At 76.7% G+C, this 26,981-nt stretch carries 23 protein-coding genes; 12 read left to right on the top strand and 11 right to left on the bottom strand.

The features are described from left to right. Positions 1–103: 103 nt before the first annotated feature. Entirely contained in the window at positions 104–541 is a 438-nt protein-coding gene (locus LO771_RS05260) for a gamma-glutamylcyclotransferase (protein WP_230648503.1), read from the bottom strand. Positions 542–711: 170 nt separating this feature from the next. Between LO771_RS05260 and LO771_RS05255 the strand changes: the two genes are divergently transcribed. Further along, positions 712–2,157, top strand: a complete 1,446-nt coding sequence (locus LO771_RS05255) for an NAD(P)H-quinone dehydrogenase (protein ID WP_230648501.1) — start codon at positions 712–714, stop codon at positions 2,155–2,157. Between the two features lie 206 nt (positions 2,158–2,363). Next, positions 2,364–3,344, top strand: coding sequence for a DeoR/GlpR family DNA-binding transcription regulator (locus LO771_RS05250; protein WP_230649060.1), 981 nt, complete (start codon positions 2,364–2,366; stop codon positions 3,342–3,344). 638 nt (positions 3,345–3,982) lie between these two features. On the opposite strand, the gene LO771_RS05245 is transcribed toward LO771_RS05250, so the two are convergent. After that, on the bottom strand, positions 3,983–5,758 hold the full coding sequence (locus LO771_RS05245; RefSeq protein WP_230648499.1) for a biotin carboxylase N-terminal domain-containing protein: 1,776 nt from the start codon (positions 5,756–5,758) through the stop codon (positions 3,983–3,985). 312 nt (positions 5,759–6,070) lie between these two features. On the opposite strand from LO771_RS05245, the gene LO771_RS05240 reads away from it, so the two are divergent. Next, positions 6,071–6,577, top strand: coding sequence for a hypothetical protein (locus tag LO771_RS05240; protein WP_230648497.1), 507 nt, complete (start codon positions 6,071–6,073; stop codon positions 6,575–6,577). A gap of 75 nt (positions 6,578–6,652) precedes the next feature. Here LO771_RS05240 and LO771_RS05235 read toward each other — a convergent pair whose 3' ends face one another. The 5 genes from LO771_RS05235 to LO771_RS05220 all read right to left on the bottom strand — a co-directional run bounded on the left by LO771_RS05235 (position 6,653) and on the right by LO771_RS05220 (position 10,352). Beyond that, positions 6,653–7,426 carry a hypothetical protein gene (locus LO771_RS05235; RefSeq protein WP_230648496.1) on the bottom strand — a complete coding sequence of 258 codons (774 nt, stop codon included), beginning with the start codon at positions 7,424–7,426 and terminating at the stop codon, positions 6,653–6,655. 83 nt (positions 7,427–7,509) lie between these two features. Further along, positions 7,510–8,127: a nucleoside triphosphate pyrophosphatase gene (locus LO771_RS05230; protein ID WP_230648495.1), complete on the bottom strand. Its 618-nt coding sequence runs from the start codon at positions 8,125–8,127 to the stop codon at positions 7,510–7,512. A 42-nt stretch (positions 8,128–8,169) separates the two neighbouring features. Beyond that, positions 8,170–8,295, bottom strand: a complete 126-nt coding sequence (mmpB, locus tag LO771_RS30560; protein ID WP_255743832.1) for a morphogenic membrane protein MmpB — start codon at positions 8,293–8,295, stop codon at positions 8,170–8,172. A 109-nt stretch (positions 8,296–8,404) separates the two neighbouring features. Then, on the bottom strand, positions 8,405–8,623 hold the full coding sequence (locus LO771_RS05225; protein WP_230648493.1) for an acyl-CoA carboxylase epsilon subunit: 219 nt from the start codon (positions 8,621–8,623) through the stop codon (positions 8,405–8,407). Between the two features lie 148 nt (positions 8,624–8,771). Beyond that, a complete protein-coding gene (locus LO771_RS05220) occupies positions 8,772–10,352 on the bottom strand; it encodes an acyl-CoA carboxylase subunit beta (protein WP_230648491.1) in 1,581 nt (526 codons plus the stop codon). 330 nt (positions 10,353–10,682) lie between these two features. Here LO771_RS05220 and LO771_RS05215 point away from each other — a divergent pair, with 330 nt between their 5' ends. The 3 genes from LO771_RS05215 to LO771_RS05205 all read left to right on the top strand — a co-directional run bounded on the left by LO771_RS05215 (position 10,683) and on the right by LO771_RS05205 (position 14,955). After that, positions 10,683–11,615 carry a biotin--[acetyl-CoA-carboxylase] ligase gene (locus LO771_RS05215; RefSeq protein WP_230649059.1) on the top strand — a complete coding sequence of 311 codons (933 nt, stop codon included), beginning with the start codon at positions 10,683–10,685 and terminating at the stop codon, positions 11,613–11,615. Positions 11,616–11,789: 174 nt separating this feature from the next. Then, positions 11,790–13,019 (top strand): adenylate/guanylate cyclase domain-containing protein, encoded by a 1,230-nt coding sequence (locus LO771_RS05210; protein ID WP_230648489.1) that lies wholly within the window; start codon positions 11,790–11,792, stop codon positions 13,017–13,019. A 130-nt stretch (positions 13,020–13,149) separates the two neighbouring features. Next, the gene (locus tag LO771_RS05205) at positions 13,150–14,955 is read left to right on the top strand and encodes a sensor domain-containing diguanylate cyclase (protein ID WP_230648487.1); all 1,806 of its coding nucleotides are present in this window, start codon (positions 13,150–13,152) and stop codon (positions 14,953–14,955) included. 152 nt (positions 14,956–15,107) lie between these two features. On the opposite strand, the gene fdhD is transcribed toward LO771_RS05205, so the two are convergent. Then, on the bottom strand, positions 15,108–15,941 hold the full coding sequence (gene fdhD, locus LO771_RS05200) for a formate dehydrogenase accessory sulfurtransferase FdhD (protein ID WP_230648485.1): 834 nt from the start codon (positions 15,939–15,941) through the stop codon (positions 15,108–15,110). A 198-nt stretch (positions 15,942–16,139) separates the two neighbouring features. Here fdhD and hutH point away from each other — a divergent pair, with 198 nt between their 5' ends. Next, entirely contained in the window at positions 16,140–17,720 is a 1,581-nt protein-coding gene (gene hutH, locus LO771_RS05195; RefSeq protein ID WP_230649058.1) for a histidine ammonia-lyase, read from the top strand. A 37-nt stretch (positions 17,721–17,757) separates the two neighbouring features. Here the strand turns inward: hutH and LO771_RS05190 are convergent, their stop codons facing one another. Then, positions 17,758–18,165 carry a hypothetical protein gene (locus tag LO771_RS05190; protein ID WP_230648483.1) on the bottom strand — a complete coding sequence of 136 codons (408 nt, stop codon included), beginning with the start codon at positions 18,163–18,165 and terminating at the stop codon, positions 17,758–17,760. A gap of 284 nt (positions 18,166–18,449) precedes the next feature. Between LO771_RS05190 and LO771_RS05185 the strand changes: the two genes are divergently transcribed. Further along, positions 18,450–19,325: a MurR/RpiR family transcriptional regulator gene (locus LO771_RS05185; protein WP_230648481.1), complete on the top strand. Its 876-nt coding sequence runs from the start codon at positions 18,450–18,452 to the stop codon at positions 19,323–19,325. Between the two features lie 70 nt (positions 19,326–19,395). Here LO771_RS05185 and LO771_RS05180 read toward each other — a convergent pair whose 3' ends face one another. Beyond that, the gene (locus LO771_RS05180; protein WP_230648480.1) at positions 19,396–19,935 is read right to left on the bottom strand and encodes a GNAT family N-acetyltransferase; all 540 of its coding nucleotides are present in this window, start codon (positions 19,933–19,935) and stop codon (positions 19,396–19,398) included. 212 nt (positions 19,936–20,147) lie between these two features. Between LO771_RS05180 and LO771_RS05175 the strand changes: the two genes are divergently transcribed. From LO771_RS05175 to LO771_RS05165, 3 genes are all read left to right on the top strand, one after another. After that, the gene (locus LO771_RS05175; protein WP_230648479.1) at positions 20,148–20,561 is read left to right on the top strand and encodes a hypothetical protein; all 414 of its coding nucleotides are present in this window, start codon (positions 20,148–20,150) and stop codon (positions 20,559–20,561) included. Between the two features lie 165 nt (positions 20,562–20,726). Further along, positions 20,727–21,068, top strand: a complete 342-nt coding sequence (locus tag LO771_RS05170; protein ID WP_230648477.1) for a hypothetical protein — start codon at positions 20,727–20,729, stop codon at positions 21,066–21,068. Positions 21,069–21,226: 158 nt separating this feature from the next. Then, entirely contained in the window at positions 21,227–21,736 is a 510-nt protein-coding gene (locus LO771_RS05165) for a hypothetical protein (protein ID WP_230648475.1), read from the top strand. Positions 21,737–21,780: 44 nt separating this feature from the next. Here the strand turns inward: LO771_RS05165 and LO771_RS05160 are convergent, their stop codons facing one another. Then, complete coding sequence (locus LO771_RS05160) at positions 21,781–25,056, bottom strand: tetratricopeptide repeat protein (RefSeq protein ID WP_230648474.1); 3,276 nt, start codon at positions 25,054–25,056, stop codon at positions 21,781–21,783. A gap of 157 nt (positions 25,057–25,213) precedes the next feature. Here LO771_RS05160 and hutU point away from each other — a divergent pair, with 157 nt between their 5' ends. Continuing rightward, positions 25,214–26,890, top strand: a complete 1,677-nt coding sequence (hutU, locus tag LO771_RS05155; RefSeq protein ID WP_230648472.1) for a urocanate hydratase — start codon at positions 25,214–25,216, stop codon at positions 26,888–26,890. Positions 26,891–26,981 lie beyond the last annotated feature (91 nt).

Raw genomic sequence — 26,981 nt, 5'->3', positions numbered from 1 at the left:
CGATCGGGTGACGCATACCGGATTGTTACCGCTCGGGGGTTTTGCCGCCGCAGGGGCCCCGGCCGCGTCGGCGGCAGCGGCGGACGGGTGCCGCCGGGGGCCCTCAGCAGGGGCGCTTGCGCAGGTCCATCACGTAGTCGTACGGCGCCCCGGCGGACTCCGCGGCGTCCGCGATCAGCCCCAGGTACCGGGCCGAGGGCAGGCCGCCCTCGTAGTCGTCCAGGACGTACGTCCACACCGGCACCTCGCCGTCGAGGGTGTGCGCCCGCAGCCGCACCTTCCGGTACAGGCCCAGCTGGACCCCCTCCCAGCGGTCCAGCCCCTCCTCGTCCATCGGCGCCACGTCGTACAGCGCGACGAAGACCTGCTCCTTGCCGTCCTCCACGACGGTCGCCAGCGACCCCTCCCAGCCCAGCTGCTCCCCGCCGAAGGTCAGGCGCCAGCCGTCGAGCCAGCCGGTGCCGCGGAGCGGCGAGTGGGGGGCGCGGCGGCTCATCTGCCGCGCATCGAGGTTGGTGGCGTACGCGGCGTAGAGCGACATGCCGACCAGGGTACGTGAGCGGCCCCCCGCGCGCGCAGGACGCCCGCGGGACCCGCGCCCGCGCGGGGCGGGCCGCGGCCGGGGCGGCGGACCCGGACCGCGGAGGGCGCCCCGCGGGCGCAGGCCGCACCCGGCGTCGCGCACGGCGCGCCGTGCGGGACAATGGGGGCGTGACTCGGATCGTGATCATCGGTGGCGGACCCGGCGGATACGAAGCGGCCCTGGTGGCCGCGCAGCTCGGCGCGGAGGTGACCGTCGTCGACCGCGACGGGCTCGGCGGATCGGCGGTGCTGACGGACTGCGTCCCGTCCAAGACGCTGATCGCCACCGCCGAGGTGATGACCACGTTCGACTCCTCCTACGAGGAGCTCGGCATCATCGTCGCCGACGACACCCCGCCGCTGGAGCGGGCGGCCCGGGTGGTCGGCGTCGACCTGGGCAAGGTCAACCGCCGCGTCAAGCGGCTCGCCGTCGCCCAGTCGCACGACATCACCCGCTCCGTCACCCGTGCGGGCGTCACCGTGCTGCGCGGCAAGGGCCGCCTGGAGGGCCGCCAGGACCACGACGGCTCGCGCGCCGTCGTCGTCGAGACCGCCGACGGCGAGACCCGCACCCTGCGCGCCGACGCCGTCCTCATCGCCACCGGCGCCCACCCGCGCGAGCTGCCCGACGCCCAGCCGGACGGCGAGCGCATCCTCACCTGGACCCAGGTCTACGACCTGGAGGAGCTGCCGGGCGAGCTGATCGTGGTCGGCTCCGGCGTCACCGGCGCCGAGTTCGCCGGCGCGTACCAGGCCCTCGGCTCGAAGGTCACCCTGGTCTCCAGCCGCGACCGGGTGCTGCCGGGCGAGGACCCGGACGCCGCCACCGTGCTGGAGGAGGTCTTCCGCCGCCGCGGCATGAACGTGATGTCCCGCTCCCGCGCCGAGTCCGCCAAGCGGGTGGGGGACACCGTCGAGGTGACCCTCTCCGACGGCCGGGTCATCACCGGCACCCACTGCCTGATGGCGGTCGGCTCCATCCCCAACACGGCCGCCATGGGCCTGGAGGAGGCGGGCGTGAAGCTCACCGAGTCCGGCCACGTCAAGGTCGACCGGGTCTCCCGCACCTCCGCCCCCGGCGTCTACGCGGCCGGCGACTGCACGGGCGTGCTCATGCTGGCCTCGGTCGCCGCCATGCAGGGCCGCATAGCGATGTACCACGCGCTCGGCGACGCGGTGCAGCCGCTCGACCTCAAGACCGTCTCCTCGAACGTCTTCACCGACCCCGAGATCGCCACCGTCGGCTACACGGCCGCCGACGTCGACTGCGGGACGATGGACGCGGTCTGCGTGAAGCTGCCGCTGCGCGGCAACCCCCGCGCCAAGATGCAGGGCATCCGCGACGGCTTCGTGAAGCTCTTCTGCCGCCCCGGCACCGGCATCGTGGTCGGCGGCGTGGTCGTCGCCCCGCGCGCCAGCGAGCTGATCCACCCCATCTCGCTCGCGGTCGACAACAACCTCACCGTCGAGCAGGTGTCCGGCGCCTTCACGGTCTACCCGTCGCTCTCCGGTTCCACCGCCGAGGCCGCCCGCCGCCTGCACCGCAGGCGCGACGGGGGCGAGAGCGGGTCCTGACCCCTCCCCCGTCCCGCGCCCCCGCCGGGCGCGGGGGCGCACGCCGAGGGGGCGGGCGCGGCATATGACGGCGCGCATTGTAGAGGTGCGCGCCGTCCGCCTGCGAGCAACTTCGGCTACCAGGTGCAAACGCCTGAAAGCAGACGGTCACGCGGGTTACGGTCTGTTCCGTGTTCGCAGCAGAACGTCGCCAGTTGATTCTCGAAATGGTGCGCGCCAACGGGGCAGTGTCGCTCCGGGAGCTCGCACGTGTCGTCCAGACCTCCGAAGTGACCGTGCGCCGGGACGTGCGGGCCCTGGAGGCCGAAGGGCTGCTCGACCGCCGCCACGGCGGCGCGGTGCTGCCCGGCGGCTTCAGCCGGGAGCCCGGGTACCCGCAGAAGACCCACCTCGCCGCGGCCGAGAAGAGCGCGATCGCCGATCTCGCCGCCGGCCTCGTCGAGGAGGGCGACGCGGTCGTCGTGGGCGCGGGCACCACCACGCAGGAGCTGGCCCGCAGGCTGGCCCGGGTCCCCGGGCTGACCGTGGTCACCAACTCCCTGCTGGTCGCCCAGGCCCTGGCGCACGCCAACCGCGTCGAGGTCGTGATGACCGGCGGCACGCTCCGGGGCTCCAACTACGCCCTGGTGGGCAGCGGCGCCGAGCAGTCCCTCCAGGGGCTGCGGGTGGCGCGGGCCTTCGTCTCCGGCAGCGGGCTCACCGCCGAGCGCGGCCTGTCCACCACCAACATGCTCTCCGCCAGCGTGGACCGGGCCCTGGTGCAGGCCGCCGCCGAGGTCGTCGTCCTCGCCGACCACACCAAGCTCGGCACGGACACCATGTTCCAGACGGTGCCCACCGACGCGGTCACCCACCTCGTCACCGACGAGCAGGCCACCGCCGACGACCGCACCGCCCGGGAGCTGGACGCGCTCGCCGACCGGGGGGTGCAGGTGACCGTCGCGCCGCTCGGCCTCGCGGGGGACCAGCCGCAGTCCTACGGCCACGGCCCGGCGGCGCACCCCGGGGCCGCCGCGCCGGCCGATCCCCGCCGCGCCCCCCAGGGCGCCCCGCTGCCCGGCCAGCGCCGTCCGGGCGCCCACGGCGGGCCCCCGCACGCCGCCCCGGGCGCCGCGCCCGGCGCGGGTCTGGCGGGGCCGGGCCAGGCGGCCCGGCTCGCGGAGCTGGGCAGCCGCCGCAAGCGCTGAGGAGCGGGCGGGGGAGAGCGCCGGGCGGACCCGGCGGACCACGGCGGGCGGGACGGTGCGCGGGCGGCAGGATGCACCAGCGGCACGCAGCGGGAGCGGGACGGCCCGCGGACGGCGGGCGCAGGCGGCGCGGAGCGGATGCGCGGGACGGCTGCACAGGCGGGTGAGGCCCCCGGCGGGAGCTGCCGGGGGCCTCACTCTGCCGGCGCCGTTCGCGGTGCCGCGGCCCCCGGGTGGAGGAGTCGGGGTGCGCGGTCCGGCGGCGCCCCGCGGACACCGGGGCGGAGGGGTCCGGTGTCCGCGGTACCGGAGGAGCGGATGCCCGGGGCGGCAGAGAGGGGCCGGGCCGGTCCGGCCCCCTCCCCCCCGCCGCCGCGCTCTCTCCGGCGTCGAGGACCACGCTAGACCGGCCGCGCACGGGAGCCGGGGGTCTGCCGGAGGGCTTAGGGCGTGCTTAAGCGGCGGTTGACCGGCCGATCGGGTTGGCCGCCCGGACCGGCGGTCCGGCAGGCCGGTCCGGTGGGCCCGGGCGCCCGGAGGCGGGCGGAACGGGCGGGGCCCCGCGGAGCGTGCTCCGCGGGGCCCCGCCCGGGTGCCGGGTCCGGCCGGAGCCGGCACCCGGGGTGCTGCGGCGGACGTCAGTCCTTGATCTCGCAGAGCACGGCGCCGCTGGTCACGCTCGCGCCGACCTCGGCGGACAGCGCGGTGACGGTGCCGGACTTGTGCGCGTTGAGGGGCTGCTCCATCTTCATGGCCTCCAGGACGACGACCAGGTCGCCCTCCTGGACCTCCTGACCGTCCTCGACGGCGACCTTCACGATCGTGCCCTGCATCGGCGAGGCGAGCGCGTCGCCGGAGACCGCCGAGCCGGCCTTCCGGGCGCCGCTGCGGCGCTTGGCCTTGGCGGTGCCCGCGCCCGCGGCCGCCGGTGCGGCGGAGGCGCCCAGCGACGAGGGCAGCGAGACCTCGATGCGCTTGCCGCCGACCTCGACCACCACGGTCTCGCGGCCCTCGGGCTCCTCGCCCTCGGCGCCGCCGCCCGCGAAGGGGGCGATGGTGTTGTCGAACTCGGTCTCGATCCACCGGGTGTGGATGGTGAACGGCTCCGCGTCGCCGTGCACCTCGGGGGCGAACGCGGGGTCGGCGACCACCGCGCGGTGGAACGGGAGGGCGGTGGCCATGCCCTCGACCTGGAACTCCGCCAGCGCCCGGCGGGCCCGCTCCAGCGCCTGCCTCCGGGTCGCGCCGGTGACGACCAGCTTCGCGAGCAGCGAGTCCCACGCCGGGCCGATCACCGATCCGGCCTCCACGCCGGAGTCCAGCCGCACGCCGGGGCCGGTCGGCGCGGCGAACGCGGTGACGGTGCCGGGCGCCGGCAGGAAGCCGCGGCCCGGGTCCTCGCCGTTGATGCGGAACTCGAAGGAGTGGCCGCGCAGCTCGGGGTCGGTGTAGCCGAGCTCCTCGCCGTCGGCGATGCGGAACTGCTCGCGCACCAGGTCGATGCCGGAGACCTCCTCGGTCACCGGGTGCTCGACCTGCAGGCGGGTGTTGACCTCCAGGAAGGAGATGGTGCCGTCCGCGGCGACCAGGAACTCGCAGGTGCCCGCGCCCTCGTAGCCGGCCTCCCTGAGGATGGCCTTGGAGGCGCGGTACAGCTCCGCGTTCTGCTCGGGGGAGAGGAACGGCGCCGGGGCCTCCTCGACCAGCTTCTGGTGGCGGCGCTGCAGCGAGCAGTCGCGGGTGGAGACGACGACCACGTTGCCGTACCGGTCGGCCAGGCACTGGGTCTCGACGTGGCGGGGCCGGTCCAGGTACCGCTCGACGAAGCACTCGCCGCGGCCGAAGGCGGCGACCGCCTCGCGCACCGCGGAGTCGTACAACTCCGGGACCTCCTCCAGCGTGCGGGCGACCTTCAGGCCGCGGCCGCCGCCGCCGAACGCCGCCTTGATGGCGATCGGCAGGCCGTGCTCGCGGGCGAAGGCGACGACCTCGTCGGCGCCGGAGACCGGGTCGGGGGTGCCGGCCACCAGCGGGGCGCCGGCGCGCTGCGCGATGTGGCGGGCGGCCACCTTGTCGCCCAGGTCGCGGATGGCCTGCGGCGGCGGGCCGATCCAGGTCAGCCCGGCGTCGATGACGGCCTGGGCGAACTCGGCGTTCTCGGAGAGGAAGCCGTAGCCCGGGTGGACGGCGTCCGCGCCGGAGTCGGCCGCCGCCTTCAGCACCTTGGCGATGTCGAGGTAGCTGGTGGCGGGCGTGTCGCCTCCCAGCGCATAGGCCTCGTCGGCCGCGCGGACGTGCAGCGCGTCCCGGTCCGGGTCGGCGTAGACGGCGACGCTGGCGATTCCGGCGTCAGAGCAGGCCCGGGCGACGCGGACTGCGATCTCTCCGCGGTTGGCGATGAGCACCTTGCGCACGATGGCTCCCTTCTTGAACCTAGGCGAGTGTAGGGAGCAGTGTTCCCTACTATCGAGTCACCCCCCATGGTGACCTTGCCCACACGGAGAGTCATCCCGGGCCGTCACCGGCTGTGCCGCCTCCGTGACGACGCCCTGGTCACCACGGTACGCCGCGTCCCCGGACACCGTCGGAACCTCGCTGGAGCGGCGCAGTGGCCTTCACCACCCCGCCCGCGGAGCCGGGGCCGTCCGCCCCCTTGAGCAGTGAGACGGACAGTCAGTAACGTTCCCCCGCCGGAGGGAAGAGGCGTCGGGGAGAGGGGGCGGGCCGTGCGGAGAGCCGTACTCGTCGCGGCGGCGGTGCTGCTGGTGGCGGAGGCGCTGGTGTTCGCGGTGCTCGGCCTGGTCATGGGCCTGGCCGTGCGGAAGCAGTCGATGTCGATCGGCGGCCTGTCCACCGACGCCATGGCGGTCGGGGCCTGGGTCGGGCAGGGGCTGCTCGCGGCGTTCCTGCTGGTCTGCGCGGTGGTCGCGGCGCGGGCCGGACTGTCCGGTGCGGGCCGCCGCCACGGTGCGGCCCCGCGCGGCGCGGGCCGGCTCGCCCGGGGGCTGCTGGTCGGGTGCGCGGTGCTGCACGGCCTGCTGGCGGCCGTGCTGCTGGGCCTCGCGGGGTGGGCGGTCTTCACCGGGCTGACGCTGGTGCTGGCCGTCGTGGTGCTGGCGGTGCTGGTGCTGCGCGAGCCCCCGGCGGGGGCGGCCGGCGCCGAGGTGCCGCCCGCCGACGTGCCGCCGGTGCCGCCCGTGCCGCCGGTCGCCGGCGGTCCGCAGCCGGCCTGAGGCGGCCCGGAGCGGGCCGGGGCGGCGCACCCGCCCCGGCCCCGCATCCGGCCCGCCCCGGCCCCGGCCCCGGGCTCAGGACGACGCGGCGCCCGCGGTGCCGGCCGCGGGCTCGCCGGTCGGCGCGGGCGGGGGCGGCGGGGTGACCGCCTCGCGGGTGACGTCGGCCGCCAGCTCCACCACGTCCGGCCCGTAGGCCGGCGTGTTCACGGCCCTGACGACCAGGCAGAACGGCTTCCCCGCGCCGTACGCGCGCATCAGCCGCCGCCGGTGGGCCATCAGGTAGCGCACCGCCGCCTGGTTGGAGACCGGGGTCTGCCCGCAGACCAGGAAGACCGGGCGGCGGCTGTCCGAACCGGGGATGCGGGCCAGCACCGCGTACTCGGCCTGGTCCGGCACGCGGGAGAAGGAGTGCTCCCCCGCGGTGATCGGCATCGGGCTGCCGGGGCCGGTCCACTCGCCGACCCGCAGGCCGGGGAAGCGCCAGGCGAGGTGGGCGGCGGTCCGGCTGTTGACGGACGGTCCGCCGAGGCAGACCTCGGCCTTGGTGCCGACGCCCTGCTGCACCCGGTCGTGCGAGGCGATGTGGGCGTGGGCCCCGCACTCCCGGATCAGCGCCGCCAGCTCCATCAGCGCGTACGCGTCCTGCAGCGCCACGGCCGCGCCGTCCGGCAGCTTGGCGTGCCGGGGCACCACCAGCAGGCACTCGGTGCCCTCGGCCATGCCGAGGAACTCCCGCACGCGCTCCAGCCGCCGCCTGCGCCGCAGCGTCTGCGCCAGCCAGCCGAGTCCGGCGCTGACGAGGCTCGCCACCACGCCGAGCACCACGTTCAGCACTCCGTCGCCCATCCCCGGCCCCTTCCTGCCGCCTGCCGCGTCCCCGCGGCACCCCTGCCCCGTCCGCGGGCGGCCAGGCTACCGGGATGACGCGATCATGCCCACAGGTCGGTGATCCGCACGCCCACCTCGGCCAGCAGGCGGCGCAGCAGGGGGAGGGAGAGGCCGATGACGTTCCCGTGGTCGCCCTCGATGCCCTCCAGGAACGGCGCGGACCGCCCGTCGAGGGTGAACGCCCCCGCGACGTGCAGCGGCTCGCCGGAGGCGACGTACGCCTCCACCTCCTCGTCGTCCGGGGTGCCGAAGCGGACCGTGGTGGAGGCGGTCGCGGCGGCGCGGGCGCCGGTGGCGACGTCGATCACGCAGTGGCCGGTGCGCAGCACGCCCTCCCGGCCGCGCATCGCCTGCCAGCGGGCGGTGGCGTCGGCGGCGTCGGCGGGCTTGCCGAGCGCCTCGCCGTCCAGGTCCAGCACCGAGTCGCAGCCGACGACCAGCGGGTTCTCCAGCCCCTCGGGGTCGACCGCCAGGCGCCCCGCCACCGCGGCGGCCTTGGCCTCGGCCAGCAGCAGCGCGAGTTCGCCGGGGGTGGAGGCGGTCAGGGCGGACTCGTCCACCCCGCTCACGATCACGTGCGGGTCGAGGCCGGCCTGCCGGAGCAGTCCCAGGCGGGCGGGGGAGGCGGAGGCGAGGACGAGGGTGCGGTGGTCGCTCATGCCGACCAGGGTAGAGCGCCGCGCCGGGCGCCCGGGGCCCGGTCAGCGCACCAGCAGGGCGAGGACCAGGACGGCGAAGACGGCGATGACGGCACCCGCGCGGCGCATCATCCCGAGCGCGCGCCGGCCTTCGGGTGACGGTTCGTCACGTGGATCCGACCAGAGCACACCACCGATGGTGCGCCCGCCGCGGGCCCCGCGCCTGAGTACGCGTACTCAGATCGGGGGCCGTGCGGCGCCGGCGTGCGGTGCCGACGGCCGGCGGGGGCGCCGGGCGTCAGCGGGCCCAGCCCGAGGTGCGCCAGGCGTGGGGGCCGGGGGCGGGCATGCGGCGCATGGCGGCGGCGCGGTCGGCCCAGGCGGAGGCCGGGCCGCCGGCGGTGCGCTGCGCGGCCGCCGCCGCCGCGGCCGCCGCGGCCCGGGCCGAGACCACCGCCATGACGGCGGCCAGCTCCTCGGGGGTGGGCTGCCCGTGCAGCACCTTGACGGGGGTCATGGGGCACTCCTGGTCGTCGGGCACCCCGGGGCGCGGGGGCACTCCTGGACGGATGGGCCCGCCGCCCGCCGGCGAGGGGCGGGCAGGCGGCGGGACGGGGGCGGCGGGACGACGGGCCGCCGGGGCCCGGCCCCGGCGGCGGGGCGGCTCAGAGCGGGATGTTGCCGTGCTTCTTCGGCGGCAGCGTCTCGCGCTTCTTCCGCAGCGCCCGCAGCCCCTTCACGACGTGCTGCCGCGTCTCCGACGGCAGGATCACCGCGTCGACGTAGCCGCGCTCGGCGGCGACGTACGGGTTGAGGAGCGTGTCCTCGTAGTCCGCCATCAGCTCGGCCCGCCTCGCGTCCTGGTCCTCGGCCTCGGCGATCTCCCGGCGGTGCAGGATGTTGACCGCGCCCTGCGCGCCCATCACCGCGATCTGCGCGGTCGGCCACGCCAGGTTGAGGTCGGCGCCCAGGTGCTTGGAGCCCATGACGTCGTACGCGCCGCCGAACGCCTTGCGGGTGATGACCGTGATCAGCGGCACGGTCGCCTCGGCGTAGGCGTAGATCAGCTTGGCGCCGCGGCGGATGATGCCGTCCCACTCCTGGCCGGTGCCGGGGAGGAAGCCGGGCACGTCCACGAAGGTCAGCACCGGGATGTTGAAGGCGTCGCAGGTGCGGACGAAGCGTGCGGCCTTCTCGCTGGCGTCGATGTCGAGGCAGCCGGCGAACTGCATCGGCTGGTTGGCGACGACGCCCACCGCGTGGCCCTCGACCCGGCCGAAGCCGGTGACGATGTTGGGGGCGAAGAGCGACTGGGTCTCCAGGAACTCGCCGTCGTCCAGCACGTGCTCGATGACCCGGTGCATGTCGTACGGCTGGTTGGCGGAGTCCGGGACGATCGCGTCCAGCTCCAGGTCCTCCTCGGAGACGGCCAGGTCGGCCTCCTCCGCGTAGACCGGGGGCTCCTCCAGGTTGTTGGACGGCAGGTAGGACAGGAGCGCCTTGACGTACTCCACGGCCTCCTTCTCGTCCGACGCCATGTGGTGCGCCACGCCCGACTTGGTGCTGTGGGCGCGCGCCCCGCCCAGCTCCTCGAAGCCGACGTCCTCGCCGGTGACGGTCTTGATGACGTCCGGGCCGGTGATGAACATGTGCGAGGTCTGGTCCGCCATCACCACGAAGTCGGTGATCGCGGGGGAGTATACCGCGCCGCCCGCGCACGGGCCCATGATCAGCGAGATCTGCGGCACCACGCCCGAGGCGTGCACGTTGCGGCGGAAGATCTCGCCGTACAGGCCGAGCGAGGCCACGCCCTCCTGGATGCGGGCGCCCCCGGAGTCGTTGATGCCGACGACCGGGCAGCCGGTCTTCAGCGCGAAGTCCATGACCTTGACGATCTTCTCGCCGAAGACCTCGCCCAGCGAACCGCCGAAGACGGTGAAGTCCTGGGCGAAGACCGCCACCGGGCGGCCGTCGACGGTGCCGTAGCCGGTCACCACGCCGTCGCCGTACGGGCGGTTGTGCTGCTGGCCGAAGTTGGTCGAGCGGTGGCGCGCGAACTCGTCGAACTCCACGAAGGAGCCCTCGTCCAGCAGCTGCTCCACCCGCTCGCGGGCGGTCATCTTGCCCTTGGCGTGCTGCTTCTCCACGGCGCGCTCCGAACCGGAGTGCACCGCCTCGTCGATCCGCCGCCGCAGGTCGGCGATCTTCCCCGCGGTGGTGTGGATGTCGGTCTCCGCTTCGGCCATCCCGCGCTTCTCCCTAGGTAGTCGCCGTGAGCTGGTGAGGGTGGGTGCTCAGAGGTCGGCCCTGGCCGCTGCCGTACCGCCGGGAAGGGGGACGGGGCGGAGGATTACCACTGCGTAGCGTAGCGATCACGGGGACGTTGTCAGTATGGCGAGCACCACAGGCGCCCCCGGGTTTCCGCCGCCGCAGGTCCGCCGCCGGTCCGCCGCGGGTCCGCGGCGCGGCGGCCGCCCGCATAGGCTGGCGCCGTGAGCGACGAGACGGGCGGCAGCCGCCGCCGCACCAGCGGACTCAGGGGCTTCACCGGCGAGGGGCCCTCCCCCTGGACCGACCTGGACCGGCCGCCGCTGGACGCCGCCCGGCTGCGCCGCGCCCTGGTCGCCCCCGGCGGCCTGTGGACCTCCCTGGAGGTGGTCGCCGAGACCGGCTCCACCAACAGCGACCTGGCCGAGCGCGCCCGCGCCGGCGCGCAGGAGGGCGCGGTGCTGGTGGCCGAGCGGCAGATCGCGGGCCGCGGCCGCCTCGACCGCCGCTGGACCGCCCCCGCCCGCTCCGGCCTCTTCCTCTCCCTGCTGCTGCGCCCCGGCCCCGGCGTGCCGCCGCACCGGTACGGCTGGATGCCGCTGCTGGCGGGCGTCGCGGCCGCCTCCGCCCTCTCCCGGATCGCCGAGGTCGAGGTCGGCCTGAAGTGGCCCAACGACCTGCTGGTCACGGTGGACGGCGAGGAGCGCAAGCTCGGCGGCGTCCTCACCGAGCTGGCCGACGGCGCCGTCGTCCCCGGCATCGGCGTCAACGTGTCGCTGCGGGCCGCCGAACTGCCGGTGCCCGGCGCCGGCTCCCTCGCCCTCGCGGGCGCGGCCGTCACCGACCGCGACACCCTGCTGCGGGCGCTGCTGCGCTCCTTCGCCGAGCTGTACGAGGAGTGGCGGCGGGCCGGCGGCGACCCCGAGGCCAGCGGCCTGCTCCCCGCCTACACCGCCCGCTGCACCACCGTCGGCCGCCGGGTCCGGGTGCTGCTGCCCGGCGACCGGGCCCTGGAGGGCCGCGCGGTCGCGGTCGACGGCGACGGGCGGCTGGTGGTGCGGACCGGCGACGGCGCCGAGCACGCGGTGAGCGCCGGGGACGTCGTGCACGTCCGCCCGCAGCCGGAGGAACCGGGCCCGCCGCCCCGCCCCGGGGAGCGGCCGGGGCCGGGGGACGCGCGGCGGCCGGAGGGGCCCGTGCGGCCCGCGGGCCCGGAGGGGCCGGAACCGGATGAGCGGTGACCGGCGTCCGAAGCACGGAAGCGCCGGTCCGCATCGCGGCCGGATACCCCGGTCCCGGTGATTCCGTGCGAACATTCCTCAGGACGGCGGTGTGAGGCAGGCCACTGCGGCAGCCCGCGGCCCGAGGCCCGGCTCGACGGCGGAGAAGTGCGGCGACCGCACGGGGATGGAACGGTGACAGACGACGACGGCACCACGCGGGAGCGGCTGCCCGGACCCGACCCGGACCCGGCGGGCCGCCCCCGACCGGCGGACCACCCCGACCCCGCCGGCCCGCCCGACGAGCAGGACGACGAGAGCACCGTCGCGCTCAGGCTGGAGCAGCTGATCCTCGACGCGCCGCGCCGGTACACCCCGTACCAGGCGGCGCGCTCCGCGGACGTCCCCATGGAGCTGGCCAGCCGCTTCTGGCGGGCGATGGGCTTCCCCGACATCGGCCAGTCCCGCGCCCTCACCGACGCCGACGTCATCGCGCTGCGCCGCCTCGCGGGCCTCGTCGAGGCGGGGCTGATCAGCGAGCCCATGGCGATCCAGGTGGCGCGCTCCACCGGCCAGACCACGGCCCGGCTCGCCGAGTGGCAGATGGACACCTTCCTGGAGAGCCTCACCCAGTCGCTGGAGCCCGGCCTCTCCCGGGCCGACGTCGCCTACCCGCTGGTGCAGCTGCTCCTGCCGGAGCTGGAGGAGTTCCTGGTGTACGTGTGGCGGCGCCAGCTGGCCGCCGTCACCGGCCGCGTCGTCCAGGCCGCCGAGGACGACGAGGTGACCAGCGGACGCCTCGCCGTCGGCTTCGCCGACCTGGTGGGTTTCACCCGGCTGTCCCGGCGGCTGGAGGAGGAGGAGCTCGGCGAGCTGGTCGAGACCTTCGAGTCCACCTGCGCCGACCTGGTCGCCGGCCACGGCGGGCGGCTCATCAAGACCCTGGGCGACGAGATCCTCTACGTCTCCGACGACCCCGCCGTGGCCGCGGAGATCGCCCTCGCCCTGGTGGAGACCCTGACCAAGGACGACACGATGCCCGCGCTGCGGGTCGGCATGGCCTTCGGCACGGTCACCTCCCGGATGGGCGACGTCTTCGGCACGACCGTCAACCTGGCCAGCCGGCTCACCTCGATCGCGCCGAAGGACGCCGTGCTGATCGACGGGGAGTTCGCCGCCGCCCTGGAGCGGGAGGGCGCGGTGCCGCCGTCCGCCGGGGCCGCCCCGGGGACCCCGGCGGAGGGCCTCGCCGAGGCCCTCTCCACGGTCGCCGCCGTCGGGGTCGCCGCCGGCGGGCCCGTCCACACCGTGGACCGGAAGGCCCCGGAGCACCGCTTCCACCTGCAGCCCATGTGGCGCCGGCCGGTGCGCGGGCTCGGCCTGGTCGAGCCCTGGCTGCTCACCCGCCGCCCCGAGCACGGCTGACCCCCGCCGCGCCCGCGCCCGCCCCCGGGCGCCCGCCCCCGCGCCGCGGCCGGGTGTCCTCCGTCCCGTCGAACGCACTCCCACCGGTCGGGCATATCGTGGCAAAGCCGCCGTAATCTTGATCCCATCGATGGCAGAGAGGGAGACCGTGGGCGGCGAGGCGCAGCGGGCGGAGGACGCCCCGGCGGTGGTGGACCCGGATGCGCGGCTGCGCGCCGTCGTCGAGATCGCCCAGGCGATGGCCGCCGCCCAGTCCCCCCTGGAGGCGGTGCGGGCCGCCGCGGGCCGCGCCCGCGGGGCGCTGGGCGCGGCGATGTCCGCCGTCTCGGTGTGGGACCGCGAGTCGGGGCGGCTGCGGGTGCTGGTCAACCACGGCGACCTGGCGCCGGGCGAGGAGCCGCTGCCCGAGGACGAGTCCTACCCCGTGGCCGACTTCCCCGAGATCGTCAGCTTCCTCGACGCCCAGCGCCGGCTGCCCCGCGCCTGGGTGCAGACCGCGGACGACGGCGAGGCCGGGCCGCCCGCCGGGGTGCCCCCGCGCGGCGCCGCCTTCAGCCGTCAGCGGGCCGCCGCGCTGCGCCGCCGGGGCCGGTCGTCCTGCCTGGTCGCGCCGATCGTGCTGCACGGCCGCGCCTGGGGGGAGCTGTACCTGGCCCGGGGCCTGGGCAGCCCGGTCTTCACCGCCGGGGACACGGACTTCGCCACCCTGGTCGCGGCGCAGATCTCGGCGGGGCTGGCCCAGACCGAGCGGCTGGAGGACCTGCGGCGCCTGGCCTTCACCGACCCGCTGACCGGCCTGGCCAACCGGCGCGCCGTGGACGGCCGGCTGGACGCGGCCCTGGAGGCGCACCGCCGCGAGGGCGTGGTGGTCTCCCTGGTGGTCTGCGACGTCAACGGGCTCAAGCGGATCAACGACGTGCACGGCCACGAGGTCGGCGACCGCCTGCTGGAACGTTTCGCCAGCCTGCTCTCCCTGTGCGGCGCCCGCCTGCCCGGCAGCATCGCCGCCCGGCTCGGCGGCGACGAGTTCTGCCTGCTGGCCGAGGGCCAGAGCGCCGACGAGGTGGTCCGCGTCGCCGAGGAGCTGTGCACCCGGGCGCTGGAGCTCGGCGAGGGCGAGGGCGTCGCCTGCGGCGTCGCCTCCACCGGAGACCCCATCGGCCCGGTCACCACCGCCGACCGCCTCTTCCGGCTGGCGGACGCCGCCCAGTACCGGGCCAAGGCCGCCCGCGCCGCCGAGCCCGTGGTCGCCGGGCGGGGGCGGTCGCCCGACGCGGTGGTGCAGCTCGCCGACTCCGCCGAGCGGTCCGGCCGCGGCGGCCGCGCCCGGCGGCCCGACCGCCGGCGCTTCCGGGGCGCCCTGCACAGCGCCGACCCGGCCCAGCTGATCCCGGCCGTCCTCGCCGTCCTGGACGCGGGCCACACCGTCGAGGGGCAGCCCGTCCGCGTCGCCCACCCGGCCGACACCGCCGGCCGCCTCGCTGCCGTCGCCGAGACCGCCGCGCGGATGCTGGACGCCGTCGCCTGGTGGACCTCCTACGTGCCGCCGGGCTCCCGGCGGATGCGCACCGTGCGGTACTCGGTGCACCGGATGACCCGGGGGCCCGCCGGCGCCGGGGCGCAGGCGCAGCGCGCCCTCAACGAGGCCCCCGACGCCGTCTTCGACCTGCGCTCCTACCCGCTGACGGAGCGGGCCGTCCGCGGCGACGCCTTCGCCCTGCGCACCGGCAGCCCGGGCAACGACCCCGCGGAGGAGGCCGTGCTCGTGGTCGGCGGCTACCGCGGGATGGTCGCGGCGGGCGGCAGCAACGCCGCCGGGGGCTGGCTGGTCGAGCTGTTCGCGGACGAGGCGACGCTGCCGCTGGCGGGGGTCGCCCCGGTGCTGCGGGCGCTGGTGGCCGTGGCGCTGTCGGGCCCGGCCTCGCCGCCGGACTGAGCGGGCGGCCGCGCGGCGCGGGACCGGGCGTGCGGCCCCGCCGCCGTGCGGCCGTGCGGAGGGGCCGTGGGCCGGGGCGGGCCGTCCGGCCCGGGTCCACGGCGGCCGGGCGGCGGGCGCGGCGCGGGCCGCGCCCGCACGCGCCCCGCGGGTCAGCCCGCCGGTGCGCCCGTGACGCGCTCCGCCCCCGCGTACAGGTTGGCGGACCGGCCGCGCAGGAAGCCGACCAGGGTCAGGCCCAGCTCCGCGGCGAGGTCGACGGCGAGGCCGGAGGGCGCGGAGACGGCCGCCAGCACGGGGATCCCGGCCATGGCCGCCTTCTGGGTGAGCTCGAAGGAGGCCCGCCCGCTGACCATCAGCACGTGCCCGGACAGCGGCAGCAGCCCCTCCCGCAGGGCCCACCCCACCACCTTGTCGACGGCGTTGTGCCGTCCCACGTCCTCCCGCACGCAGCGCAGCTCCCCGTCGGCGGTGAAGAGCCCGGCGGCGTGCAGGCCGCCGGTGGTGTCGAAGACCTTCTGGGCGGCGCGCAGCCGGTCGGGCAGGGCGTACAGCACCTCGGGGTCCAGCCGCACCGGGTCGGCGGCGACGTCCCAGTGCGAACGGGTGCGCACCGCGTCCACGGTGTCGCGGCCGCAGATGCCGCAGGCGCTGGAGGTGAGGAGGTTGCGGTGCAGGGAGACGGGGATCTCCGCGGCGCCGCGCACGGCTGCGTCCACCACGTTGTACGTGTTGGCGCCGTCCGCGTCCGTCCCGGCGCAGTACCGGAGCGCGGCCAGGCGGTCCGCGGAGTGCAGCAGCCCCTCGGAGACCAGGAAGCCCGCCACCAGGTCGAAGTCGTGCCCGGGGGTGCGCATGGTGACCGTGAGCGGCTGACCGCCGATCCGGATCTCCAGCGGCTCCTCGGCCGCCAGGGAGTCCGGGCGCACACTGCTCGCCCCGTCCCGCAGCCGGACCACCCTGCGGCGCTCCGTCACCCGTCCCATGCCGTCACCCGTCCGTCCCGCGCCGTCGCCCGTCCCGTACCGTCGCCCGTGCCGCTGCCCGCGCCGCCGTCCGCCGCCTGCGCGGCCCATCCTCCCCCGGTCCGGCACCCTTCCCCCGATCCGGGCCCCTTACCCGGTCCGGGCGCCCCCGCCGGGTTGTCATACTGCCATTCACCTGATGAGAATGTGCATATGGATATGCATGCCGTGGAGGGCGAGAGCACCGTGGTGACGGTCGGCAAGGATTCTGTCAGCGCGCACGACGTGCTCGCCGTGGCCCGCGGCGGCGCCCGGGTCGAGATCTCCGCCGCGGCCCTGGACGGGATGGCCGCCTCCCGCGCCCGCATCGACGCCCTGGCCGCCGAGCCCCGCCCCGTCTACGGCGTCTCCACCGGCTTCGGCGCCCTCGCCGTCCGCCACATCAGCCCCGAGCTCCGCGCCCAGCTGCAGCGCTCCCTCGTCCGCTCGCACGCCGCCGGCATGGGCCCGGCCGTCGAGCCCGAGGTCGTCCGCGCCCTGATGTTCCTGCGGCTCAAGACCCTCGCCTCCGGCCGCACCGGCGTCCGCCCCCTGGTCGCCCGGACCATGGCCGCCGTCCTCAACGCGGGCATCACCCCCGTCGTCCGCGAGTACGGCTCGCTCGGCTGCTCCGGCGACCTCGCGCCGCTCTCCCACTGCGCCCTGGTCCTCATGGGCGAGGGCGAGGCGTACGGGCCCGACGGCACCGTCCGCCCCGCCGGCGAGCTGCTCGCCGCGGCCGGCATCACCCCCGTCGAGCTGCACGAGAAGGAGGGCCTGGCCCTCATCAACGGCACCGACGGCATGCTCGGCATGCTCGTGATGGCCTGCGCCGACCTGGCCCGCCTCTTCACCACCGCCGACATCACCGCCGCGATGTCCCTGGAGGCGCTGCTCGGCACCGAGCGGGTCCTCGCCCCCGAGCTGCACGCGATCCGCCCGCACCCCGGCCAGGCCGCCTCCGCCGCCAACATGCTCAAGGTGCTCGCCGGGTCCGGCCTCACCGGCCACCACCAGGACGACGCGCCCCGCGTCCAGGACGCCTACTCCGTGCGCTGCGCCCCGCAGGTCGCCGGCGCCGGCCGCGACACCCTCGACCACGCCCGCCTGGTCGCCGACCGCGAGCTGGCCTCCGCCGTCGACAACCCCGTGGTGCTGCCCGACGGCCGCGTGGAGTCCAACGGCAACTTCCACGGCGCGCCCGTCGCCTACGTCCTGGACTTCCTGGCCGTCGCCGCCGCCGACCTCGGCTCGATCGCCGAGCGCCGCACCGACCGGCTGCTGGACCGCAACCGCTCGCACGGCCTGCCGCCGTTCCTCGCCGACGACCCGGGCGTCGACTCCGGCCTGATGATCGCCCAGTACACGCAGGCCGCCCTGGTCAGCGAGAACAAGCGCCTCGCGGTGCCCGCCTCGGTCGACTCCATCCCCTCGTCGGCGATGCAGGAGGACCACGTCTCCATGGGCTGGTCCGCCGCCCGCAAGCTGCGCACCGCCGTGGACAACCTCGGCCGCGTCCTCGCCGTGGAGCTCACCGCCGCCGCCCGGGCGCTGGAGATCCGCCGCAGCGCCTACACCTCGCGCGACACCGACCCGCTGGCCCCCGCGACCGCCGCCGCGCTGGCCGCCGTCCGCGCGGCCGGGGTCGGCGGCGTCGGACCGGACCGCTTCCTCGCCCCCGACCTGGACGCCGCGGCCGCCCTCGTGGCGGGCGGCGGACTGGTCGAGGCCGTCGAGGCCGTCACCGGGCCGCTGGCCTGATGCGGGAGGCGGCGGCCGGTGCCGGGCGCGGCCGGGGTCACTCCCAGCCGTCCCGGCGCCGCCGCCGCTCCTCCCGCTCCTCCCGGCGCTCGCCCAGGGCGGCCGCCGCGTTGACCCCCACGATCCCGGCCCACACCACCACCAGACCGGTCAGCCCGCCGGTGCCGCCGCCGACGCCGGAGAGCGGGATGCCCAGGGCCAGCGAGATCACGGCCAGCCGGCTCCCGGCCCGGCCCCGCGGCGGCCCGTACGCCCCGCGCCGCGCCGGTCCGTACGCGTCCAGCCGCTCGGCGACCCGCTGCTCCACGCGTGCGTCGAGCCGGGCGTCGACCCGGGCCAGGAACGCGTCGACGACCTCCTCCTCGTACTCCGGCCCCAGCTCCTTGCGGGTCTGGACGGCGGCGTCGAGGTCCTTGTGCAGCTCGGTGCGCGGCGGCTTCTCCATGCGGTCCAGCGTGGTCCCCGCCGCCCCGGCCGTCCAGGGTTCTCGGGGGCGAACGGGGGGTCTCTCAGGGGCGGTTCAGGGTCGTCCCCGCCGCCCCGGCCCCGGCCCGCCCCCGCCCTGCCCCCAGGCCGCCGCCCGCCGCCGGCCCCGCTGACCGCCGCGCCCGGCATCCGGAAAGCCCTTGCCCCGCTGAATGGCCTCATGCACAGTCGGCAGTGCCTGAAGCAGTGCCTGAGGCAGCGGCCGAAGCAGTGGCTGGACCAGAGCCCGCACCGAGGAGACCCATGACCACCGCCGACGAGGCGCTCGGCCCCTCCGCCCGCCTGCTGCGCCTCTTCGAGGGCAGCCGGCTCACCCCCACCCAGCGCCGCATCGCGCACGCCCTGGTGCAGCACGCGGCCGACGCGCCCTTCCTCTCCAGCGTCGAGGTCGCCGAGCTCGCCGGGGTCAGCCAGCCCTCCGTCACCCGTTTCGCCGTCGCCCTCGGCTACGACGGCTACCCCGGCCTGCGCAGGCGGCTGCGGGACCTCGGCCCCGCCGAGGCCGCCGCCGGCGCCGCCCCCGCCGAGTCGCCCCGCGACGCCGTCCGCAACGAGCAGCAGCGCGCCGTCCTCGCCGAGATCGACAACCTCAACCGGCTCGCCGAGCTCCTCGCCGACCCCGAGCCGGTCGCGCGCGCCGCCCGGATCCTCGCGGCCTCCCGCCCGCTGCCGGTCCTCGGCCTGCGCGCCGCCTCCGCCCAGGCCCGCGGCTTCGCCTACTTCGCGGCCAAGGTCCACCCCGACGTGCGGCTCCTCGACGAGGGCGGCTCCATGCTCACCGACCGTGTCGAGCAGGCCGCGGCGGCGGGCGCCTCGGCGCTGATGTGCTTCGCCCTGCCCCGCTACCCCCGCGAGCTCACCGACGCCCTCACCGCCGCCCGCGACTGCGGGCTCACCGTGGTCACCGTCGCCGACAGCGCCTTCGCCCCCGTCGCCCGGATGTCCGACCTGCTGCTGCCCGCCGCCGTCGGCAGCAGCCTGGTCTTCGACACCGCCTGCGCGCCGATGGTGCTCGGCCGGGTCCTGCTCCAGGCCATGTGCGACGAGCTGCCCGGCGCGGAGGCCCGGCTGGAGGCCTTCGAGCACACCGCCGCCGCCCGGGGCCTCTTCCTCGACTGAGTGCCCCCGGCAGGGCTCCCCGGCGGCGTCCCCCGGCCGGAGCCCGCGTCCGGGCCCCGGCCGGGCGCGGTCAGCGGGTGGTGCGCCAGACCACGTCGATCCCGCACTCGCCCGACGCCTGCGGCGCGTCCGGCGCGGCGGGGCGCCGCTCGGCCTCGGTGAGGCCCGCCCGGCGGGCGACGGCGCCGCTGGCGTGGTTGGCCGCGTCGTGGTGGATCTCCACCCGCCCGGTGCCGGGCAGCGCGAAGGCCGCCTCCACCAGCGCCCGCGCGGCGGCCGTGGCCAGGCCCCGGCCCGTCCAGGCCGGGTGCAGCCAGTAGCCGATCTCCAGCCCGCCCGGCCCGATCCGGCGCATCAGCGAGCAGTTCCCGACGTCCTGCCCGTCGCAGGTGATCGCGTAGTCGTACGCCTCGCCGGACTCCCAGTGGCGCTCGCAGTCCGCGGTGTAGGCGGTGGCGGCCGCCGCGTCGTGGTGCGCGGCCCACGGCATCCAGGGCAGCAGGTGGTCGAGCGACTCGGTGACGAGCCGGTCCACGGCGGCGGCGTCGGCCGCCCGGCGGCGGCGCAGGACGACGGGGCCGGAGGCGATGGTCTCGGGCGGGTGTTCCATGCCTGCCGATCCTGCCCCGGCGCCGAGCCGCCCGGCAACGGGTTATCGCAGGTCGCGGCCTCCGCCCGGGGGGACCGGATGGGCCGATCGGCCCACGCCGGGGTGCGGAACCGGCGGACTTCGGGCAGAGGGCGGTGCGCCTGCGCCGTCCCGGCCCGGCCGCGCCGTACAACCGACGCCGTGGACGTGGCGGCGGCGGAAGGCGGGCGGGCATGAGAGGCATCACACGGGCGGGGGCCGCGGCGGCGGGGGCACTGTGCCTGCTGGCGGCGGCGCAGGCGCAGGCGGCGGCGAGGGGGGTCGCGGCCCGGCCGGCGCCGGAGCGGTCGCTGCTCTCCGCGGTGGCCGGGGCCGACCTGGGGTCGCTGGCCCAGGTGACGTCCGGGGTGCTCTGCGGGCCCCTGGTCGGGGTGACCTACAAGGCGCCCGTCGAGTGCGTGAACGGCGCGATCCACAGCGGCAACAGCGTGAACAGCGGGAACTTCGTCAACCACGGCAACCCCAACAACAGCGGCAACCTGTCCAGCGTCAACGGCTCCTCCAACGCGGCGAACTCCACCGCGGGCGACAGCGTGGACAGCGGCAACACCGTCCAGGCCGTGGGCGGGCGGGGCGGGCGGCGCTGACCCGGTCGCGGCCCGCCGCCGTCCGGGTGAAGACGCGGCCCCGCACGTTCGGACCGCGGCCGCCGAGGTAGCCATCCCGGGGCGGCCGCGTCCCGCTCCGGGACGCGCCGGGAGCGGAGGTGCGCGGTGCGTGGAGTGACGAGGTGCCTGGCGAGGTGCCTGGCGGTGGGGGCGGGAGCCGCCGGCCTGCTGCTGCCCGGGGCGGCGTCCGCGTCGGCGGCGTCCTGGGACGGCCCGCCCGGCCTGCTGTGGGACTTCCCCGACGGCAACCGCACGGACATCGACGCGGACGTCCGCTGCGCCGAGGGCACCCGGATCTGCGCCAACGGCCCCGTGCACAGCGGCAACCTCAGCAACAGCCAGAACGTGCGGCTCGACGGCAGCGCGAACGACTCCGGCAGCCCCACGAACATCGTGGGCTCCCCGAACAGCAACAACACGACCGAGGGCGGCGGCGACAACAGCCGCAACAACGAGCAGTACCTCGGCTCCGGGCGCCGCCGCTGAGGGTCTCCCCGCGTCCGCCCGCGGACGACGGTCGGCCCGGGGCCCTCCGGGATCCCGACCGGCCGGGAGGGCCTTCACTTCCGGCGCCATGCGTGCCACCCTTTCCGACGCTGCGTCAGGAGTTCGCCGCGTCGGGAGTTCGCAGGGAGGGGTGCGCCATGCAGGACCGGGTGCAGGACCGGGAGCCGCGCGATCCGGAGGCCGGCGGCCGGGCCGCCGAGCGCTGGGTGGTCTCCGTCGAGAGCGTTCTGGACGACGGGGACGCCGAGGTCCAGGTCCAGCGGGAGCTGCGGGAGCTGCGGGCCGGCCTCGCCGGGGTCCCGGACCTCCGCGGCCGGGTGCGGCAGGTGGCGGACACCTCGGACCCGGACGTGATGGGCGGCCTCGAGGTGCTGCAGTGGACCGGGACTGTCGCCCCCGCGGCGCTCCAGGTCGTCCTCCTGCTGCTCCAGGACCGGCGTGAGCGCCGGTCCGGCGGCAGACGCGACCCCGCTCCCGTGTTCCGTGTGACCCGCGAGCTGGACGGGCGGGTGGTGCAGACGGTGGAGGTCCGCGGGAGCGCGGCCGACGCCGCCGTCCTCGCCGAGCGGCTGCTCGGCGGCCCCGCGCGCGAACCGGGGCCGGCGGGTGCACCCCCGGCCGGGGGCGCACCCGCCGCGCACGGCTGAACACGGCTGAACACGGCTGAGCACGGCGGCGGCGAGCCGGGCGGTCAGCCGCGCCCGTCCGTGAGGCGGTCCAGGAGCCCCCGGGCCCGCACGGTCTCGGGATGATCCGGTCCCAGGACCCCTGCCTGCCGTGCGACGAGCCTGCGCAGCAGCGCCGCCGCCTCGTCGGACCGGCCGAGCGCCGCAGTCCACCGGGCCTCGTTGAACCCGGTCCTCAGGGTGTCCGGGTGCTCCGCGCCGAGCACCTCCGTCTGGACCGGCAGCAGCTCCCTGCTGTGCGCGAGCGCCGCGGCCGCGTCGCCCGAGGCGCCCAGGGTGTCGATGAGGTTGTTCCGCGTGCGCAGGGTGTCCGGATGTGCGGGCCCCAGGGTGCGCTCGCGGCGTTCCAGCGTGTCGCGCAGGCGCTCCAGCGCCTCCGCGTGGTTCCCCGCCTCGCCGTGCCACCGGCCGAGGTTGTTGAGCGTCCGCAGGGTGTCCGGGTGGTCGGGGCCCAGGATGTGCACGCGGTCCGCGAGCACCCCCTCCAGCAGCCGGACCGCCTCCTGCGGGTCGCCGTTCGCCCCGGTCCACACGCCGATGCCGTGCCGGGTCCGGAGGGTGTCCGGGTGGTCGGGGCCCAGGACCCGCTCCTGGTCGGACAGCAGGCCCTGCAGCAGCGCCAGGGTCTCGGCGGGCCGCCCCGCCTCACCGCTCCAGTAGGCGATGTTGTTCCTGGTGCGCAGGGTCTCGCGGTGGTCGGGGCCCAGGACCCGCTCCTGGGCCGGCAGGAGGGCGCGGAACTGCCCGACCGCCTCCGCGGCCCGCCCGGACTCCCCGGTCCACCGGGCCAGGGAGTTGCGGCAGCCCAGCGTCTCGCGGTGGTCCGGGCCCAGGGCGCGCGTGCACCGCTCCAGCACTCCGGCGAGGTCCCGGACGGCCTGCTGGGGGGCGCCCGCGAGGCCGGTCCAGTCGCCGAGCGCGTGGCCGCCCTCCAGGGACAGCGGGTGGTCGGGGCCGAGGACCGCCCCGATCCGCGGTACGAGATCCCGCAGCGCTTCGCGCGCTCCGGCGGCGTCGCCCGCGACGCCGCGGCACAGCGCCGCGTCCAGCATGGTCCGCAGGGTGAGCGGGTCGTCCGGGCCGACCGCCGCCAGCAGGTCGTCCACCAAGGACCGGTAGGACCGCCGCGCGGCGTCGTACTGTCCGCACCTGCTGTGCCACGCCGCGGTCTGCTGGCGGGCCTGCAGGGCGAGCGGGTGGTCGTCCCCCAGGGCTTCGCCGATCCGCCGCGACCAGGCCGTCCAGGTCTCCAGGTTCTGGCGCGGGATCGCCGAGGGGCGCGCCATCAGGGTCCGTACGGCCCCGTGGTGGTCCCCCGCCTCCCACTGGTGGTGCGCCTGGTTGGCGTGCGCATAGGTGCGGACCGCCTCGTCCTCGTCGGCCATGCCCTCGAGGCTAGCGAGGGCCCCGGCCAGTGCCCAGTGGGCGCTTGCGGCGGGCGGCACCGGGGCGTCCGCGCGCCGCACCGCCAGGAACTCGGCGAACGTGGAGTGGAACAGCCGGACCGCGCCGCCCCGCGCCCCTCCTCCCGTGCGGCGGACCACCCGGCGCAGCGGGCCGAGGGCCTCGCGCACCCCCGCCTCCGTACCCGGGCCGCCCAGCAGGGCCGAGGCGGCGCACAGCAGCGGCACGGGTACCCCGCCCGCGGCCCGGGAGGCCCCGAGCAGGGCCAGCAGCGGCGCCCGTCCGGACTGCCACCCGCGCAGGTCGGAGGAGGCCACCTCCCGCAGGTAGCGGGCGTACACGGCGGCGAGGTCCGGGTGCCCGGACCGCTCCGCCGGGACCGGGCCGGCGTCCTCCCCGGCCAGCAGGGACACGAGCAGCCAGTTGCCCTCCGACCAGCTGCTGATCCGCTCGGCCCCCTCCGCCGACCGCCCGGCGGAGGCCAGGTACCGGGCCACCCGCCCGGGTGTCGCCGGCGGGATCCGGACCGTGGCGAACCCGTCCGGCAGGTCCGGCGCCCCGGCGTCGCTGCGGACGGTGACCACGACCCGAACGTGCGGGAAGGCGCCGTCGTCGGCGAGGGCCGCGAGGGCGCGCCCCGCCTCGGGCCGGGACTCGGCCGGCAGCTCGTCGAGCCCGTCCAGCATCAGGGTGACCGCCACCTCCGGGGACAGGTGGCGCAGCGGCCCGAGCAGCAGCTGGTCGAACGCCGGCATGCGCAGCCGCTCCTCGTAGTCGGCGGCTGCCGCGAATCGGGCCCGGGCGGTCTCGTAGGGGCTGCCCGGCACGGGGGCCAGCTGGTGGGCGAGCTGGGCGCTCATCCTGCCCGCGGCGTCCTCCGCCGTACTGCCCGCGGAGCAGTGGTACAGCGCGGCGGCCCGCACCGCCGACGGTTCCCGGCCCGGTTCCGGCACCCCGCCGGCCCACGCGCCGTCGACGGCCAGCATGTGGAGGGTCGCGGTCTTGCCGCAGCCCCCGGGACCGGTCAGCGCCGTGCACCGGTGGCGTGCCACGGTCGCGCGGACCGGGTCGGGGCCCTCGGGGTACTGGTAGAGGGACGGCAGGCCCTCCAGCTCGGCGAAGGGCAGCGACGTGCCCACCGCCCCGCGCAGCCGCTGGGCGCGCCGCGCCCGGTTGTGGGCGAGCCACAGGCCTGCGTCCTGGGCCCGGTCGAGCCGCAGGATGTGCTGCGGCGACTGGCGGCCGCACGCAGCCGCCAACGACTCCTCGATGTCGAACGGCCAGATGTGGTCCCCGGCGCCGGGCACGCCGGTGCGGACCGCCGTGGTCAGGGCCCGGGTGAAGGCGGAGCCGGCGGCACGCCGCGCCCCGGAGGTCGAGGTCGCCACCACGAGCCGCCCGATGCCGGGCGTCAGGGCGGGCCGGTCCACCGCGACCAGCTCCCCGGACTGGCAGGCGTCCACCAGCAGCACCAGCCCCTCGAGGCCGGAGCAGCCCTCGTGCAGGGTGTGCAGCAGGGACCGCGGCTCGACCACCCGGCGCGCGCGGATGACGGACAGGTCCTCCGGGTGGTCGGCGGGGACGAGGTAGAAGGCGCCGTTCCGGGAGACGCCGTGCCCCACGTAGGCGACGAGCAGGACCGCGCGCGCGGCGGCGGCCGTCTCGAAGGCGAGGGAGAGCGCCGCGTCCAGCTCCTCGACGCCGGGGTCCTCCACCACGGGGCGGTCCGGCAGCGCCGGCGACCAGGCCCCGAGGGCGGGGTCGTACAGCACCTCGGCCAGCCCCGCCGCGGCGTCGGTGATGTGCTCCTGGCCGTGGCCGAAGCTCCGCCACCGGCAGCCCACCACCAGCGCCAGCCGTCCCCCTCCGTCCCCCATGCCGCACATTCTGCGGCCGGACCGCCCCGCCGTACAGGCGTCCGGCGCGGATCCCGTGCTCTGGCCCCGGCCCCGCTGTGCGGATATATTCACTGCATCGGACTTTGAATGACTCCATCCACCCCGCCCGGACGGCGGACCAGGGAGGTCGAGGCGCATGACGCAGCAGCAGAGCGGCCCGCGCGAGGTCAGGGCGCCCCGCGGCACCGCGCTCGGCACGCAGGGCTGGCAGCAGGAGGCCGCCCTGCGGATGCTCATGAACAACCTCGACCCCGAGGTCGCCGAGCACCCGGACAAGCTCGTCGTCTACGGCGGCACCGGCAAGGCCGCCCGCGACTGGCGCTCGTACGACGCCATGGTCCGCACCCTGCGCACCCTCAGGCAGGACGAGACCATGCTCGTGCAGTCCGGCCGCCCGGTCGGCGTCATGCAGACCCACGAGTGGGCGCCGCGCGTCCTCATCGCCAACTCCAACCTGGTGGGCGACTGGGCGAACTGGGAGGAGTTCCGGCGCCTGGAGCAGCTCGGCCTCACCATGTACGGGCAGATGACCGCCGGGTCGTGGATCTACATCGGCACCCAGGGCATCCTCCAGGGCACCTACGAGACCTTCGCCGCCGTCGCCGCCAAGCGCTTCGGCGGCACCCTCGCCGGGACGGTCACCCTCACCGCCGGCCTCGGCGGCATGGGCGGCGCCCAGCCCCTCGCCGTCACCATGAACGGCGGCGTCGCGCTCTGCATCGACTGCGACCCCAGCCGCATCGCCCGCCGGATCGAGCACCGCTACCTCGACGTGCGGGCCGACTCCGTCGAGCACGCGCTCCGGCTCGCCGTCGAGGCCCGCGACCGGCGGGAGCCGCTCAGCATCGGCCTGCTCGGCAACGCCGCCGACCTCGTCCCGCAGCTCCTCGCGATGGACGCGCCGATCGACATCGTCACCGACCAGACCAGCGCCCACGACCCGCTCGCCTACCTGCCGACCGGCGTCGACTTCGCCGACATGGCCGAGTACGCCCGCACCAAGCCCGCCGAGTTCACCGAGCGGGCCCGGGAGTCGATGGCCCGGCACGTGGAGGCGATGGTGGGCTTCCTCGACAGGGGCGCCGAGGTCTTCGACTACGGCAACTCCATCCGCGGCGAGGCGCAGCTCGCCGGCTACGGGCGCGCCTTCGCCTTCCCCGGCTTCGTCCCCGCCTACATCCGGCCGCTGTTCTGCGAGGGCAAGGGCCCGTTCCGCTGGGCCGCGCTCTCCGGCGACCCGGCGGACATCGCGAGGACCGACCGGGCCGTCCTCGACCTCTTCCCCGAGAACGAGTCCCTCGCCCGCTGGATCCGCATGGCCCAGGAGAAGGTCCACTTCCAGGGCCTGCCCGCCCGCATCTGCTGGCTGGGCTACGGCGAGCGCGACCGGGCGGGCGAGCGGTTCAACGCCATGGTGGGGAGCGGCGAGCTGTCCGCGCCGGTCGTCATCGGCCGCGACCACCTCGACTGCGGCTCCGTCGCCTCCCCCTACCGGGAGACCGAGGCCATGCTCGACGGCTCCGACGCCATCGCCGACTGGCCGCTGCTCAACGCCATGGTCAACGTCGCCTCCGGCGCCTCCTGGGTCTCGATCCACCACGGCGGCGGCGTCGGCATCGGCCGCTCGATCCACGCCGGGCAGGTCACCGTCGCCGACGGCACCGCCCTCGCGGGGGAGAAGATCCGCCGCGTCCTCACCAACGACCCGGGCATGGGCGTCATCCGCCACGTCGACGCCGGCTACGACCGCGCCGCCGAGGTCGCCGACGAGCGCGGGGTCCGCGTCCCCATGCGCGAGGGCGGGGAGGGCTGAGTGGCCCCCGCGCAGGAGGCCCGGGCCGCCGGGGAGCGTCCCGGCGGCGAGGGGCGGCCCGGCGCCGAGGAGCGGCTGGGCGCCGCCGGTG

The sequence above is a fragment of the Streptacidiphilus sp. ASG 303 genome, from assembly GCF_020991365.1.
GTDB lineage: Bacteria > Actinomycetota > Actinomycetes > Streptomycetales > Streptomycetaceae > Peterkaempfera.
Note: the sequence above shows the minus strand (reverse complement) of the source record. Positions and strands in the feature narration are given on the sequence as shown.